We start from the raw sequence: 14,318 nt of genomic DNA, 5'->3' as shown, positions 1-14,318 counted from the left end.
AAGCGGGTCACGAAGAAAGTAACGAGGGGCGGACCGGGAGGGGAGGCCGCCCACCACCGGTCGTTGAGCGAGGAGCGCAGCGACGAGACGAAACGCGGGCCGCGGAATACCCGCAGGGGGTATTGTGTTCCACCAGCAGCCGGCATCTCCGGCGAACGACCGCGACAGGAGGCACCATGAGCGCCGAGACCACCATCGACTACCTCGTGACGGGCATGACCTGCGGGCACTGCGAACGCGCCGTCACCGACGAGGTGTCGCGCCTGCCGGGCGTGACCGGCGTCGACGTGAGCGCGGCGTCGGGGCGACTCACGATCGCCGCCGACGGCTCCCTCCCGGCCGACGCCGACGTGATCGCCGCGGTCGACGAGGCTGGCTACTCCGCGGTCCGCGCCTGATGTCCGCGTCGGCCGCCAAGGCCGCGCCCTCCCGCGTCGACCTCGACATCCAGGGCATGACGTGCGCGTCGTGCGCCGCCCGCATCGAGAAGCGCCTCAACCGCCTGGACGGCGTCACGGCGTCGGTCAACTACGCGACGGAGCGCGCGCACGTCGAGTCGGCATCCGGTCTCACCACCGAAGCGCTCATCGCCGAAGTGCAGCGCACCGGCTATGACGCATCCGTGCCGGAGCCCGAACGATCCGACGACGATGCCGATGCTCGCTCGCTGCGCACGCGGCTCCTCGTCGCGATCGCCCTGGCCGTGCCCGTCATCGCGCTGTCGATGGTGCCGGCGTGGCAGTTTCCTGGATGGCAATGGGCCTCTCTCGCTCTCGCCCTCCCCGTGGTGACGTGGGCGGCATGGCCGTTCCACCGCGCCGCGGCGATCAATCTGCGGCACGGCGCGGCGACCATGGACACGCTGATCTCGCTCGGGGTGTCCGCCGCGACGCTGTGGTCGCTGTACGCGCTGCTGTTCACCGACGCGGGCATGATCGGCATGACGCACGGCTTCGTCTGGTTCAGCGCGTCGAGCGAACCGGCGGTGTACCTCGAGGTCGCCGCGGGCGTGACGATGTTCCTCCTCGCGGGCCGCTTCGCCGAGGTCCGGGCAAAGCGGCGGTCCGGCGACGCCCTGCGAACCCTCCTGCAGCTCGGCGCCAAGGACGCCGCCGTGCTGCGCGACGGCGTCGAGGTGCGCGTGCCGATCACGTCTCTTCGGGTCGGCGACGAATTCATCGTGCGCCCCGGCGAGAAGGTGGCGACGGACGGGACCGTGACCTCGGGCACCAGCAGCATCGACGCCGCCCTCGTCACCGGCGAATCGGTGCCGGTCGACGTCTCCCCCGGCGACGCGGTCGTCGGAGCGACCCTCAACGCGGGCGGACGCCTGCTGGTGAAGGCGACACGCGTGGGGTCGGACACGCAGCTGGCCCAGATGGCGCGCCTCGTCGAGGACGCGCAGTCCCGCAAGGCGGATGTGCAGCGCCTGGCCGACCGGGTGTCTGCGGTGTTCGTGCCGGTCGTGATCGGCATCGCGGTCATCACCCTCGTCGCGTGGCTCGTGCTCGGCGGCTCCGCGCAGGCCGCGTTCACCGCCGCCGTGGCGGTGCTCATCATCGCCTGCCCCTGCGCGCTCGGACTCGCCACGCCCACCGCCCTCATGGTCGGGACCGGCCGCGGCGCGCAGCTCGGCATCCTCATCACCGGCCCCGAGGTGCTCGAGTCGACCCGCGCGGTCGACACGATCGCGCTCGACAAGACGGGCACCGTGACCACGGGACGCATGTCGGTCGTCGACGTCACGGCTGCGACCGGGGAGCACTCCGACGAGGTGCTCCGCGTCGCCGCCGCCGTCGAAGACGCCTCCGAGCACCCGCTCGCCCTGGCGATCGTCGCCGCCGGCCGGCGGCACGGACCGCTCCCGGCCATCGAGGCGTTCCGGGCGACCGCCGGGTCCGGCGTCTCGGCCGTCGTCGACGGACGTGCGGTGCTGGTGGGCAGCGCGTCGTTCCTGCGCTCCTGGGCGGTCACGCCGATCGACACAGACACCGAGGGCTTCACGACCGTGCACGTGGCATGGGATGGCGCCGCCCGCGGCGCGATCTCGCTCGCCGACGGCGTGAAGCCCACCAGTGCGGAGGCGGTGCAGCGTCTGCGCGCGCTCGGCCTCGAGCCGGTGCTGCTCACCGGCGACGGCGAGTCCGTCGCTCGACGGGTCGCCGCCGAGGTCGGCATCGAGCGCGTCTCGGCCGGGGTCCTGCCGGAAGGCAAGGTCGACACCATCCGCGCGCTGCAGAGCGAGGGACGGGTCGTCGCGATGGTCGGTGACGGGGTCAACGACGCCGCCGCCCTCGCACAGGCCGACCTCGGCATCGCCATGGGCACCGGAACCGATGCCGCGATCGCCGCATCCGATCTCACCCTGGTGCGCGGAGACCTGCTCGCCGCCGTCGACGCGCTGCGGCTGTCGCGCGCGACCCTGCGTACGATCAAGACCAATCTGTTCTGGGCGTTCGCCTACAACACCGCCGCTATCCCCCTCGCCGCCCTGGGGCTGCTGAACCCGATGATCGCCGGCGCCGCGATGGCGTTCTCCAGCGTCTTCGTCGTCGGCAACAGCCTGCTGCTGCGCCGCTTCCGCGCCACCGCCCCGACACCGAAGGAGTCCCGATGACCGACACCGCCCCGATCGCCGACACCGCCGAGGCGCACGCCCACCACGGCTACATCAGCGACAAGGCCCGCTACCTCAATCGCCTGAAGCGGATCGAGGGGCAGGCGCGCGGCATCCGCACCATGGTCGAGGACGAGCGCTACTGCATCGACATCCTGACCCAGATCAGCGCGCTTACCAGCGCGCTGGAGACCGTGGCGCTGGGGCTCCTCGACGACCACCTGCGTCACTGCGTGGTCGACGCCGCGCGAGGCGGAGGGCCCGAGGCCGAGGAGAAGATCGCGGAGGCTTCGCAGGCCATCGCCCGCCTCGTGCGGTGACGCGCTCCGCTACGTGAGGTCGGCCACATCCGAGGCCGTGCGGCGTGACCGGCGCGCAGCCGACACGGAGTCCGCCGACAGGATCACGAGCGCCACCCAGACCAGGGCGAAGCCGATCCAGCGCTCCGGCGGCATGGGCTCCTGCAGGATCCACACCCCGATCGTGAACTGCAGGATCGGGGCGACGAACTGCAGAAGGCCGATGACGGTCAGCGGCACTCGGCGCGCGCCCGCGGCGAACAGCAGCAGAGGGGTGGCCGTCATGACGCCGGCCAGAAGCAGCAGCACGGCGTGCACGGCTCCGGCGGTGCCGAGCGTGAGACCGGCGGTCACCCCCACCGCGCTCAGCTGGATGATGGCGACCGGGGTGAGCCAGAGCGATTCGAGCGTGAGCCCGCTCACCGCGTCGACGGAGGGGCCGATCTGCTTCTTGACGAGCCCGTACAGTCCGAAGGAGGTCGCCAGCGACAGCGCGATCCACGGGAACGCACCGTATCCCGCCACGATCACCCCGACCGCTGCGGCCGCGATGCCGAGCGCGACCCACTGCGTGACGCGCAGCCGCTCCCGGAGGATGAGGACGCCCAACAGCACGGTCAGGATCGGATTGATGAAATATCCGAGACTCGTCTCGATCACGTGCCCGGTCAGGGTCGCGATGAGGAACACCTGCCAGTTGACGTAGATGAGCAGGCCCGCCACCACCGTCCAGCCGACGAGCCGTCGCTGCCGGAGGATCGCCAACAGCCGAGGCCACGTGCGTGTGACGGTCAGCAGCATCGCGCAGAACACCAGTGACAGCAGGATGCGCCATGCGACGACTTCCCACGGCCCGGTGGGTGCGAGCGCGAGGAAGTACAGCGGCAGGAACCCCCACAGGAGGTACGCGCCGAACGTGTACAGGCCGCCCCACGCTCGCTCTCGGGAGGCGTCCGTCGGCGAGGCGCCTGCATCGGTGGACGACGGAACGCCGACGCCCGCGGTCACGAGCGCGGTCTCCCCCAGGTCGGGGGCGTCTCGTGCTGCCTCGTCGGCGTCGCCGGCTCCCCTGGGGGGCTCGGGCGCGTCGAGGTTCACCGGTTCATCGTAGTCCTGACCTGCCGCGCCCGATCGCCGCAGCGAAAAGGGCCCGGATGCCGAAGCATCCGAGCCCTTCGTCACGCGGGGTGTCTCAGCGGACGACGACCGCCAGAACGTCGCGCGCCGACAGCACGAGGTACTCATCGGCACCGAACTTGACCTCGGTACCGCCGTACTTGCTGTAGATCACGCGGTCGCCGACGGCGACGTCGACCGGGACACGGTTGCCGTTGTCGTCGATGCGACCGGGACCGACCGCCACGACCTCGCCCTCCTGGGGCTTCTCCTTGGCGGTGTCGGGGATGACCAGACCGCTGGACGTGGTCTGCTCGGCCTCGACCTGCGTGATGACGATGCGGTCCTCGAGCGGCTTGATGGAAACCGACACGGGTCTACCTCTGCTTTCCTATGAGACGTCAAGACTCGTTAGCAAACTCGGAGTGAGAGTGCTAACGCAAGTCTAGGGAAGCGCTGGCACTCTTGCAACGCGAGTGCCAGATTCGCGATCGACACGTATCAGCACGGCCCTGGCCGTCTCCCCTCATGTGTGTGTACGATGACAACACCGAGACCGGGTCAGCTGGGTGACCTGGCATCGGATGCAGACGACGGCGTTCGCCACCGTGACCGCTCCTCGTCTGCCGCACTGGGACACTGGGAACAACTGGGGTAATCACGAGCTCTCGCCAGCTCGCGCCCGATCCGTGGGGGGATCATGGCAACGGCGTATTTTCTGGGTATCGACGTCGGTACGAGCAGGACGGCGGCAGCGACCGCACGGTCCGCTCCCGACACCACACTCGACACCCGAAGCTTTCCGCTCGGGCGCAGCACCGACAGTGCTCCGTCGTCGGTGTTCGTCACCGCTGATGGCCTGCTCTTCGGAGACGCGGCCGAACGACGCGGCATCAGCCAGCCCGAACGGCTCGTGCGCGAGTTCAAGCGCAGCATCGGCGACGACGTTCCACTGTCGGTGGCGGGGCGGACTCTTCCGCCCGAGCAGCTCTATGCGCACACCGTCGCCTCGGTCATCGAGGCCGTCGTCGAGCGCGAGGGATCATCACCCGAGGGCATCATGCTCACCCACCCGACCGGGTGGGGCTCCCACCGGCTGGGCCTGATCCGCAGCGCGCTCGGGCGCGCCGAGGTCGGCGAGGTGTCGCTGATCACCGAACCCGAGGCCGCCGCACGGCAGTACGAAGCCGGCAGGATTCTGGAGCCGGGCCGCTCGCTCGCCGTCTACGACCTCGGCGGCGGCACGTTCGACTCCGTCATCCTCCGCAAGTCCGACGACGGCGGGTTCGCGCCCCTCGGCAGCGCGTCGGGGATCGACGACCTCGGTGGAGCCGACTTCGACGACGAGGTGCTCCGCCACGTGCTCCGCGCTGCGGGCGTGACCGCAGCCGACCTGCAGTCCGACGACGCCGACATGCGGCTGGCGCTGTCGCAGCTGCGCCGGGAGTGCGTCGACGCCAAAGAGGCGCTCTCGTTCGACTCCGACGTGACGATCCCGGTGCTCCTACCCACGGGCGCGGCGAGCGTTCGGCTGACGCGCGCGGAGTTCGAGGACATGATCGCGCCGTCGGTGGAGCGCACGGCCGATACGCTCGAAGACACGCTCGAGGCCACGGGTCTCAGTCCCGACGACGTCGAGAGCATCCTGCTCGTCGGCGGATCATCTCGCATCCCGCTCGTCGCGCAGATGCTCTCCGAGCGCTTCGACCGTCCGATCGCGATCGATGCCGATCCGAAGTCCTCGATCGCCCTCGGCGCAGCGCGGGCCATCGCACCGGCCGCCGAGATCGGCGCGGGTCTCGCCCTGCTGCCGGCCGGGTCCGCCGCGGCACTGGTCGACGACGCCCCCGTCGCCGAGGCGGCCGATGTCGCCGAGGCACCCACGCCGCTTCCCGCTCGCCGGTCTCGGGCGATCCCGATCGCGGCGTCCGCAGCGGGCGCGCTCGTGCTCGCGAGCGGCCTCGTGCTCGCGAACGCGACCGGACTCGGCAACAGCACCCTCGCCGCCGGCTCGAGCCAGCAGTCGCTGAGCGAGTGGCTCGGCATGGAGCTGACCGCGTCCTCGCAGGCGGTCAGCGAGACGAGTGAGCCCGAGGCGGCCGGTGAGGAACCGGGTGCTGCCGATGCGGTCAAGGCCGCGCCCCGGCCGAAGGCGGACACCGGCGGCTGGACCACACCGCGCAGCAACCCGATGGTGCACAACACCCGCACCACACCGAAGTCATCGTCCTCCTCCTCGAGTGCCACGCAGGGGCGCACGTCGCCGTCGAAGTCGGCGCCGCCGAAGTCCTCGGGATCCAGCGGATCGACGGGGTCGAGCGGGTCGTCGGGCTCGAGCGGTTCGTCCGGGTCCAGCGGCTCCACCGGATCGACCGGCTCGTCCGGATCCGGCGGGTCGACGACCACGCCGTCGACGCCTCCGACCACATCGACACCGACGCCGACCACCCCGTCGACGCCCTCGCCCTCGACACCGTCGACCACTCCGACGCAGGAGCCGGACCCGACCCCGACCGAGCCGACGACGGACCCGTCGCCGACGACCGACCCGACGCCGGATCAGACGACCCCGACGCAGGAGCCCGAGCCGACGAGCGAGCCGGAACCCACCGCGTCGACCTCGACGGCACCCGACCCCGCGCCCTCAGAAACGCAGACCGAGACGACTCCCCCCACGTCGCCCAGCCCCAGCCCGTCCGATACGACGGTGACGGCTGAGTAGCGTGCGGGGGCGATAGTGAACAGGCTCACCGAGACCACCGATCCGACGGTAGAGATGCTTCCCCGGGCTGCCCACGCGCTCGGCGCCCTCGACGACCTCGTCACGCGCAGACCCCCACTGCGCGCAGCGATCGTCGGGGGTGCCGGCTCGGGCAAGACGGATGCGCTCGCCTACCTGCGCGGTCGGCTCGACCGAGACGGCCGACCGACCCACCTGTGGTCGGCGCGCAATCGCACCGACCGCATCGACGACGACGTGACCCTCCTCGTCGACGACGCGCAGGAGCTCGACGAGAAGGCGCTCGGAACACTCCTCGAACGCGCGCATCGACCCGACGCGGGCCTCGTCATCGCCTACCGCACGTGGCCGGCGCCGCCGGCGCTCGTGGAGATCACGCGCGTGGTCGAGCACGACAACCCGCCGCTGCTGCTGGGCGAGGTGACGCTCGCCGAGGTGCGCACCGATCTGCTGTCGGCGGATGCGGCGTGCGCGCAGCACATCCTCGACATCAGCGGCGGCACCGCGTGGCTGGTCGCCGCGTGCGTCGAAGCGCACGACCTCCAGGACTGCAGCGACGACCCCGAGCACCGCGAGCTCGCACGCGTCGTCCGCCGCCGGATCCAGCACCGGCTCGAGACGGTCTCGCCGGCCGTTCGCCGCCGCATCGAGACGCTCAGCCTCGGCGCGCGTGACGCCGGTGCCGAGACCGCCGACGCCGCGGAGGTCATCGCAGAGGGCCACGCCGAAGGACTGCTCACGGCGAACGGGCGTCCCCTTCCGCTCGTGGCGGACGCGGCTCGGGCCAGCACGTCGATCGACGTGCTCATCGATCTCATCCGGCAGGGCTCGCTCGACCTCGTGCCGGGCTCCGACCTGGCCGCGAGTCTCGACGGGGTCGTCGATCCCGCGCTCGGCAGCGCTATCGCCGAACGCGCACGCGCCGAGATCGCCTGCCAGCCGGCGCTCGCGGCCGCACTCTTCGAGCGCGCCGTCGCGTGCGGCGTGCCGGAATCCGAGATCGCCGCCGCGCACGCGCACGCCCTGTGGGCCGCGGGGGACGGCGACGGTGCCGGACTGCTCCTCGGCGGCGTGGGGATCGACCGCGCACATCGGGATCACGACCTCGCCGCCGACACGCTCGCGACGACGTGGGCCGACCGCGGGATGATGTCGATCGCACACGACACGTACCGTGCGATGCCTCCGGCCTCGGCGCCCGGTCGCACGCGCGCCCTCGTCGCCGCCGCCGGCGCCGGCCGACTCGTCGAGCGCGACCCCTCCTCGGGCACAGCGGATGCGACGGCACCGGCGGCCCCGTCTGCCCGGGGGGTCGCGCTCGATCTGCTGGATCGCGGCTTGCGCGCCACCCTCACCGACGACAGCCCCCGCGAGGCCGTGGACGACCTTCGCCGCGCGGCTGACCTGTCGTGCGCCGCCCGCGACACCTCACCGACGCCCGAGCTTCCGGCCGTCATCGCCGCGACCGCCGCGATCGGGATCGGGGACCTGGACCTCGCCCACACGGTGGTCACCGACGCCCTCACCCACACCGCGCACTGCCGCCGCTGGCGTCCGCGCCTGCTGCTGTGGAACGCGTGGATCGCCGTGCAGCGCGAGCAGGTCGCCGAGGCGCGTCGCTCGCTCGCCGCCGCGACCGCCGACAGCGGCGTGCTCTCGGCGCGCGACGACGTGATCGCCGCGGCCGTCACGGTAGAACTCGCGCGTCGCTACGACGACCTCGCGGCGCTCGGATCCGCCTGGGACTCGCTCAAGAGCCGGGTGCGCCGCGTCGAACCCGACCTGTACATGCTGCTGCCGCTGAGCGAACTCGTGATCGTCTCGGCCCGTCTGGGCGACGCCGACTGGATGCAGCCGGCCTTCCGCGACGCGCTCGCCCTCGTCGACCGGCTCGGGGAGCCGTCGGTGTGGGCGACGGCGCTGCACTGGGCGGGCATCCAGCGCGGCATCCTCGAGAACCGCCCCGATGACCTGGCGCCGCACGCCAAGGCACTCGTCGCCGCCGCCCGTCACAACCCGCTCGCCGCCCGCATGGCACAGGCCGGGCGCGTGTGGACGGCGATCCTCGCCGGCACCGTCGACCCCGACGCGGTGGAAGCGGCCGCCCGGGGCCTCGCCACGGTCGGACTCGCGTGGGACGGCGCTCGCCTCGCCGGGCACGGAGCCCGTCGCAGCAAGGACAAGAAGGTCGGGGCGCGGCTGCTGGCGTGCGCGCGGGAGCTGCACCCGCGCGAGACGGCGCCCTCGGGCGAGCCGGCAACGGGTCCGGTTCCCACATCCGCGAACACCGGTCTCAGCGAGCGTGAGCACGAGATCGCCCAGCTGGTGCTGCAGGGCCGCACGTATGCCGAGATCGGTGCGGAGCTGTTCATCTCTCCGCGCACGGCGGAGCACCACATCGGGCAGATCCGGCGCCGCCTGGCTGCCACGTCGCGGTCGGATCTGCTGGCGAAGCTGCGCGTCGCGATGAACACGACGGAAGGGGCCGGGCGATGACCCCCGAGCTCGCGCGCAGATCCCTAAGCGCCCACAGAATCTTTCGGGGTTATCCCCGATTCCGAACCTCGCATACCTGCATAGCCTCGAGAACGAGTCTCGAAACGACGGGAGAGACACCATGACCACTCCGCTGGCGACCATCGCCGATGCATTGATCGAATTCATCCTGAGCCTTCTGCGCGACCCGGAGGCCGCAGCGGAGTTCGAACAGGATCCGGAAGGGACACTCGCCGCGAACGGCCTGTCGGACGTGTGCGCCGACGACGTGCGCGCCGTCGCCCCGGTCGTGGTCGACCGGCCCGACGTGCACCCGCACCCGAACCCCCACCCGCATCCCCACCCGCCTGGGCCCAAGCCCACGCCGGTCGAGGAGATCAACACGATCACCCAGTCGTTCACGATCGACAACCGCGCGACGATCGTCGACCAGTCGGTGAATCAGAACATCTGGGCCAACGGCGACGTGAACCAGATCTTCGACAACGAGGCGATCGTCAACAGCGGCGACGGCGGAGCCGCCGCCGGTGAGACCGCCAGCGTCGACACGTCGACCACCGACATCGAGACCGGCGACATCGCGATCGGCAACGAGACCACCGACGTCGACGTCGACGGATCGTTCAACGACTCCTCGACCAACACCGACACGGAGGTCGAGGCCGACGTCGACGAGTCCTTCAACGACGGATCGACGGAGACCGATGTCGATGTCGAGGTGGAGGAGTCGTTCAACGACACCGAGACCGAGGTGGACAACACGCAGGTCGCGGTCAACAACGGCGACATCGGCGGCGACGTCGCCGTGGAGAACACCGTGGCCGTCGAAGCTCCCCCGGTGGAGACCGAAGACACCTGGGAGGCCGACTCCTCCGCCGACTACGTCGAGGCGCCGATGGAGATGGAACTCGAAGAGCAGCCGTAAGGCCCGCCTCGTGTCCCCAGATCGCAAGACCCCTCACCCGCCCGCCGAGACCCCGTCACGGCGGGCGGGTGAGGTATCTCGGAAACCGGAGCCCACCGTGTCGCAGACATCGACGTCACCCGCCCGCCAGGAGATCCCGCCGCGCCCTCCGCTACCCGCACCGGCGCAGCAGCAGCCGGCGTCCGCCCCGCGTTCCGCGCCGCCGAAGCCCCCGCGGAACGCACCGGAGCGCCCCACGCTCTCCAGCGGCAACAGCGCTCCGGTCCTCACGAAGGCACCGCCGCCGTTCTCAGTTCGCCTGAGTCAGTTCCTGTGGGTGCTGAGCCTCGCTTTCGGCGCCGTCACCGTGGTCTTCTACTTCGTCATCCGCGAGGACCAGCTGCCGCTGATCATCGAGGCCATCGAAGCGGTCAGCGCAGACCGTACGACGGAGACCTACGAGGCCGCGGCCGACATCGTCTACTGGTCGGTGTTCGCGATCATCGTCGCGCTCGTGCTCATGCAGATCGTGCTGCTCGTGTCGTTCTCCAGCCGCAAGCCCGGAGCGCGCTGGTGGCAGTTCGCGACCGTCATCATGCAGGTGGTCGCCTTCCTCATCGCGCTCGAGCTCGTGGGGGGCGGCGAGTACGGTTCGATGCTGCGTCAGCTCTTCATCGGCGAAGCCGGATTCGCCGTGCTGGCGCTGCTGCTCAGCACGCTACGCGGCGCCCTCTCCTGGACCGCCCGCAAGCACGACGTGCGGCGTTCCGGAGACAGCGGGGAGTACTGACGCGATCTCCTCCAGACTGCGGGTCACCACGCGGCAGACCTCGAAGGCGCTCCGCTCGGTCAACGGAGACTGGCCGAGCGCGCGCCACCGGTCCAGCAGCCGGTCGACCTCGGCCCGCATGTCATCGTCGGTGGCGTCATCGCCGACACCGAGTCGCACCGTCGGCGCGGTCCCCTTGCCGCCGATGATCCGCTCCGCCTCGTCCGCGTCGCTCGGTGCCAGCGGCAGCCCGTCGGCGCGCGCCCGCGCGAGCACCGAGAGCTCACGCAGGCTGTGAGCGGTGGCGCGGATGCGTTCGATCCCGCCGCGTACGTCGTCGACGTCATCTCGGGGGAAATCCGCGAGCACGCGCTCCAGGCCGTCCAGCACACCCCGGATCTTCAGCGTCGCCGCGCGCGTGCGGAACTGCTCGCGGACGAACTGCTGCAACTCGTTCAGTCCGCTCTGCTGCACGAGCATCTCGGCGAAGTCCGTGGAGGTCGGCGTGGATCGGCGCAGCAGCGCGGTCGCCAGGCGCACGCCGAAGATGCCGAACCGGGCGAGGAGGGCGCGGCGGGCCGCTTCGGTGAGGGTCGTCGCCTGCGAGGGCCGCACGAAGCGGTCCGCCGAGATGAGCAGCTTCTCCCGATCCTCGCGCGGGAGGGCGGCGAGTTCCTTGAAGGCCGCGTACTCGTCTTCGCGAAGGGTGCGGGCGCTCTCGGCGAGCAGCCCCGCGACGGGGATGACGCCCAGGGCGAGCGAGGCGAGCTCCCCGTCGAGTTCGTAGCGCCGGGCGACCTTGTTCGCCGAGAGGATCGAGTCGATGCGGCCCGAGCCGATCTCGTCGGCGCGCGAGAGGACCGCGACCGCGTTCACCGTCTGGGACTGACCGGCTGCCGTGTCGCGGAAGGACTCGAGGAACTTCATGTCCGAGGCATGCAGATGGCGCATCAGATAGATGATCGCGTCGGCCGCCGAGGGCCTCGCCTCGGGCACGAGGAACGTCGTCGAGCGCGCCGAGACGTCTTGCGACAGCGAGGCGATGCCGGGAGTGTCGATGAGGATGAGCGATCGCAGCCCGCTCGAGGGCCAGCCGACGTCGATCCAGTCGACATCGTCGGCCGAGGTCTCGCCGAGGTCGAAGATCAGGCGCCCTCGCTCGCGACGGATCGGCAGGCGCTGCTCCTCGCCGTCGCGGCGATGGAGGGTGACCGAGGGGGTCGCGGCATACCGGTACCAGGTGACCACGCGCGTGCATTCGCCGGCGTCGGTGGGAGCGATCCGCTCCCCCAGCATCGCGTTCAGGAGGGTGGACTTGCCGGCTTTGACCATGCCCGCCAGCGCCAGACGCAGCGGCTCGTGCAGGCGACGGTGCAACTCGTCGAGGCGCGCGGTGGCCTCGGCGTCGTCGGTGTAGCGGGCTCGGGCGGCGTCGAGCAGTCGCGCGGCGTCGTCGCGCAACGGCGTGTTCACGAGCGCACCGCCTCGAGCTGCCTGACGGGAGCGATCGCGGGGATCTTGCGCTTGAGCGTTTCGAGCTGCTGGATCTGCGTCTGCAGCTCCCTGACCCGGTTGTCCCGGCCGCTGGCGTACGTCGAGGCGGCCTGCTTGGCAGCCAGCACCGCTTCACCGAGCGAACGGTGCAGTTCGTCGGCCATGCCGCCGAAGTGGTCGCGCGCCGCGCGCTGCACGAGGCGGAGACGGTCCTTGAGCTGCTTGCCGACCTGGAAGATGACCTCTTCGATGTGGCGGCGCACGACCGTCTTCGCCTCGAAGCGGCGGCGCGCGAGCCGGTTGGTCATGTCTTCGCGGTAGGCGCGGCGGCCCACGAGCACACCGGCCAGGAGAGACAGCGGGTTGATGAGCGACAGTCCGATGAGCCCGGTCGCGAGCCCGACCATGAGCACGCCGCCGTAGGAGCCGCGCACGCCGATGAAGATCTTCTCGGCCGCACCCATCTGACCGGAGTCGACGCCGGCGATCCGGTCGACGGGATCGAGCACGCCCTCGGTGTCGCCGACGGCGAACAGCGGGATCTCGGTCTGTCCCTCGAAGAACTGCTCCGCGACCTCTTCGCACAGCCAGCGCGAGCGCTCGTCGGTCCACACGAACGTCTCCGACACGGCCGCGTTGATGCGCTGATCGATCCACTCGGTGATCTGCTCCCAGATCGGCCCCGGGTCGCCCTCGTCGATGGATGCCTCCGCCTCGCGCTGTACCCGCCGCAGGCGGTCGCGCAGGTCATGCTCCATGTCGGAGATGAGGTCGGCGACCCCGTCGTTCAGCGTCGTCTGCCACTTGGAGGAGCGCCCGCGGAACTCGTCGGCCCGCGCCTTGGCGTCTTCGAGCTGCGCGATCATGCGCGGGGTGTCCTCGGGATGCAGGATGGCGTTCAGTTCGGAGGTGAGGGAGACCTCCATCTGGTCGACGACCGACACGACGTCGTGCACGGCGCTGCGGGCGTGAACGACCTCGGCGTGCGCCAGGACTTCGCCGCGAAGATGGTGGACGAGCTGCGGGAACCCCGACTCGTCGTTCAGTTCGCGGTCGTGGTGCTCGGCCGCGAGCAGCCGCAGATCGCTGGAGACGGAGAAGATCGGCACTTCGCCGACATCGCCCAGGTGCGACCGGTCGATGCGCTCGATGTCGCGCCACTGCGGGTAGAGATCCGTCTTCGACAGCACGGCGGCGACGTTCGGCGAGACGCGCATGGCGTGGCGCAGGAATTGCACCTCGGGCTCGGTGTACTCCTGTGACGCATCCGACACGAGCAGCACGGCGTGCGCGGACGACAGCGCCGCCAGCGTGGTGAGCGCGTTGGTGGAGTCGAGGCCGCCGACGCCCGGCGAATCGACCAGCCGCAGCCCGCCGCGCAGCAGCTCGCGCGGCAGCACGACCTCGGCCGACAGCAGCTTCTGCTCGTTGCTGGGGTTGCCGCGCTCGGAGACGTAGTCGGCGAGCGCTTCGAGAGGGATGTCGATCTGCTCGACGACGCCCGGCTGGTCGCCCTTCTGCTGCACGACCCACGCGCGGGGCGTCTCGGCGTAACCCACCGCGGTGGGAACGCTCGTGGCCACGTCGTCGTCCACCGGGCACACCGGGGCGTTGACGAGGGCGTTGATGAGCTTGCTCTTGCCCTTCTTGAACTCCCCGACCACGATGACCCGCACGTTCGGGTCCTGCAGCCGCTTGCGGGTGTTCTCCAGCCGCTCGGCCAGATCGGCACGACCGGTGGCGGCGGCGAGCGACTCGACGTTGTCGACGAGCGCGACCAGCTGCCTTCCCGTCTGCGGCGACACCATCGCCGGCTCGCTGGCGGTCTGATCGTCTCGCTTGGCGATGTCGTCGCTCACGCATTTCCCCCTTGAAAACTGTCC

Annotated in this window: 11 protein-coding genes; 7 read left to right on the top strand and 4 right to left on the bottom strand. The window is 70.8% G+C overall.

Features of this window, described 5'->3' with window-relative positions; all coding sequences use genetic code 11:
• Positions 1–176: 176 nt before the first annotated feature.
• From B3S45_RS10810 to B3S45_RS10800, 3 genes are read left to right on the top strand one after another with little or no spacing between them, the layout of a single operon-like run.
• Positions 177–398, top strand: coding sequence for a heavy-metal-associated domain-containing protein (locus B3S45_RS10810; protein WP_286720572.1), 222 nt, complete (start codon positions 177–179; stop codon positions 396–398).
• The gene (locus B3S45_RS10805; protein WP_286720570.1) at positions 398–2,617 is read left to right on the top strand and encodes a heavy metal translocating P-type ATPase; all 2,220 of its coding nucleotides are present in this window, start codon (positions 398–400) and stop codon (positions 2,615–2,617) included. Before B3S45_RS10810 ends, B3S45_RS10805 begins: the two co-directional genes overlap by 1 nt.
• Positions 2,614–2,937 carry a metal-sensitive transcriptional regulator gene (locus tag B3S45_RS10800; protein ID WP_286720568.1) on the top strand — a complete coding sequence of 108 codons (324 nt, stop codon included), beginning with the start codon at positions 2,614–2,616 and terminating at the stop codon, positions 2,935–2,937. The genes B3S45_RS10805 and B3S45_RS10800 overlap by 4 nt, the downstream gene beginning before the upstream one ends.
• 9 nt (positions 2,938–2,946) lie before the next feature.
• Here the strand turns inward: B3S45_RS10800 and rarD are convergent, their stop codons facing one another.
• Both rarD and groES read right to left on the bottom strand, forming a co-directional pair.
• The gene (gene rarD, locus B3S45_RS10795) at positions 2,947–3,840 is read right to left on the bottom strand and encodes an EamA family transporter RarD (protein WP_286720583.1); all 894 of its coding nucleotides are present in this window, start codon (positions 3,838–3,840) and stop codon (positions 2,947–2,949) included.
• 268 nt (positions 3,841–4,108) lie between these two features.
• Positions 4,109–4,405: a co-chaperone GroES gene (gene groES / locus B3S45_RS10790; RefSeq protein WP_071046031.1), complete on the bottom strand. Its 297-nt coding sequence runs from the start codon at positions 4,403–4,405 to the stop codon at positions 4,109–4,111.
• Between the two features lie 327 nt (positions 4,406–4,732).
• On the opposite strand from groES, the gene B3S45_RS10785 reads away from it, so the two are divergent.
• The 4 genes from B3S45_RS10785 (at position 4,733) to B3S45_RS10770 (ending at position 10,962) form a co-directional block, all read left to right on the top strand.
• Positions 4,733–6,754: an Hsp70 family protein gene (locus tag B3S45_RS10785; RefSeq protein ID WP_286720566.1), complete on the top strand. Its 2,022-nt coding sequence runs from the start codon at positions 4,733–4,735 to the stop codon at positions 6,752–6,754.
• Between the two features lie 15 nt (positions 6,755–6,769).
• On the top strand, positions 6,770–9,268 hold the full coding sequence (locus tag B3S45_RS10780) for a LuxR C-terminal-related transcriptional regulator (RefSeq protein ID WP_286720564.1): 2,499 nt from the start codon (positions 6,770–6,772) through the stop codon (positions 9,266–9,268).
• A 121-nt stretch (positions 9,269–9,389) separates the two neighbouring features.
• Complete coding sequence (locus tag B3S45_RS10775; RefSeq protein ID WP_286720562.1) at positions 9,390–10,193, top strand: IniB N-terminal domain-containing protein; 804 nt, start codon at positions 9,390–9,392, stop codon at positions 10,191–10,193.
• Between the two features lie 97 nt (positions 10,194–10,290).
• A complete protein-coding gene (locus tag B3S45_RS10770) occupies positions 10,291–10,962 on the top strand; it encodes a hypothetical protein (protein ID WP_071046024.1) in 672 nt (223 codons plus the stop codon).
• On the opposite strand, the gene B3S45_RS10765 is transcribed toward B3S45_RS10770, so the two are convergent.
• Entirely contained in the window at positions 10,891–12,414 is a 1,524-nt protein-coding gene (locus B3S45_RS10765; RefSeq protein ID WP_286720560.1) for a dynamin family protein, read from the bottom strand. The genes B3S45_RS10770 and B3S45_RS10765 overlap by 72 nt on opposite strands.
• On the bottom strand, positions 12,411–14,294 hold the full coding sequence (locus B3S45_RS10760; RefSeq protein WP_286720559.1) for a dynamin family protein: 1,884 nt from the start codon (positions 14,292–14,294) through the stop codon (positions 12,411–12,413). The genes B3S45_RS10765 and B3S45_RS10760 overlap by 4 nt, the downstream gene beginning before the upstream one ends.
• Positions 14,295–14,318: the final 24 nt, after the last annotated feature.

This window comes from Microbacterium sp. UBA1612 (assembly GCF_002321605.1).
GTDB classification, from domain to species: domain Bacteria; phylum Actinomycetota; class Actinomycetes; order Actinomycetales; family Microbacteriaceae; genus Microbacterium; species Microbacterium luteum.
This window is presented reverse-complemented; position numbering and strand designations above follow the sequence as displayed.

What these genes read in the sequence shown, in the direction of transcription:
- B3S45_RS10810 (WP_286720572.1), top strand. Translation starts at nt 177, where the DNA reads ATGAGCGCCGAGACCACCATCGACTACCTCGTGACGGGCATGACCTGC.
- B3S45_RS10805 (WP_286720570.1), top strand. Translation starts at nt 398, where the DNA reads ATGTCCGCGTCGGCCGCCAAGGCCGCGCCCTCCCGCGTCGACCTCGAC.
- B3S45_RS10800 (WP_286720568.1), top strand. Translation starts at nt 2,614, where the DNA reads ATGACCGACACCGCCCCGATCGCCGACACCGCCGAGGCGCACGCCCAC.
- B3S45_RS10785 (WP_286720566.1), top strand. Translation starts at nt 4,733, where the DNA reads ATGGCAACGGCGTATTTTCTGGGTATCGACGTCGGTACGAGCAGGACG.
- B3S45_RS10775 (WP_286720562.1), top strand. Translation starts at nt 9,390, where the DNA reads ATGACCACTCCGCTGGCGACCATCGCCGATGCATTGATCGAATTCATC.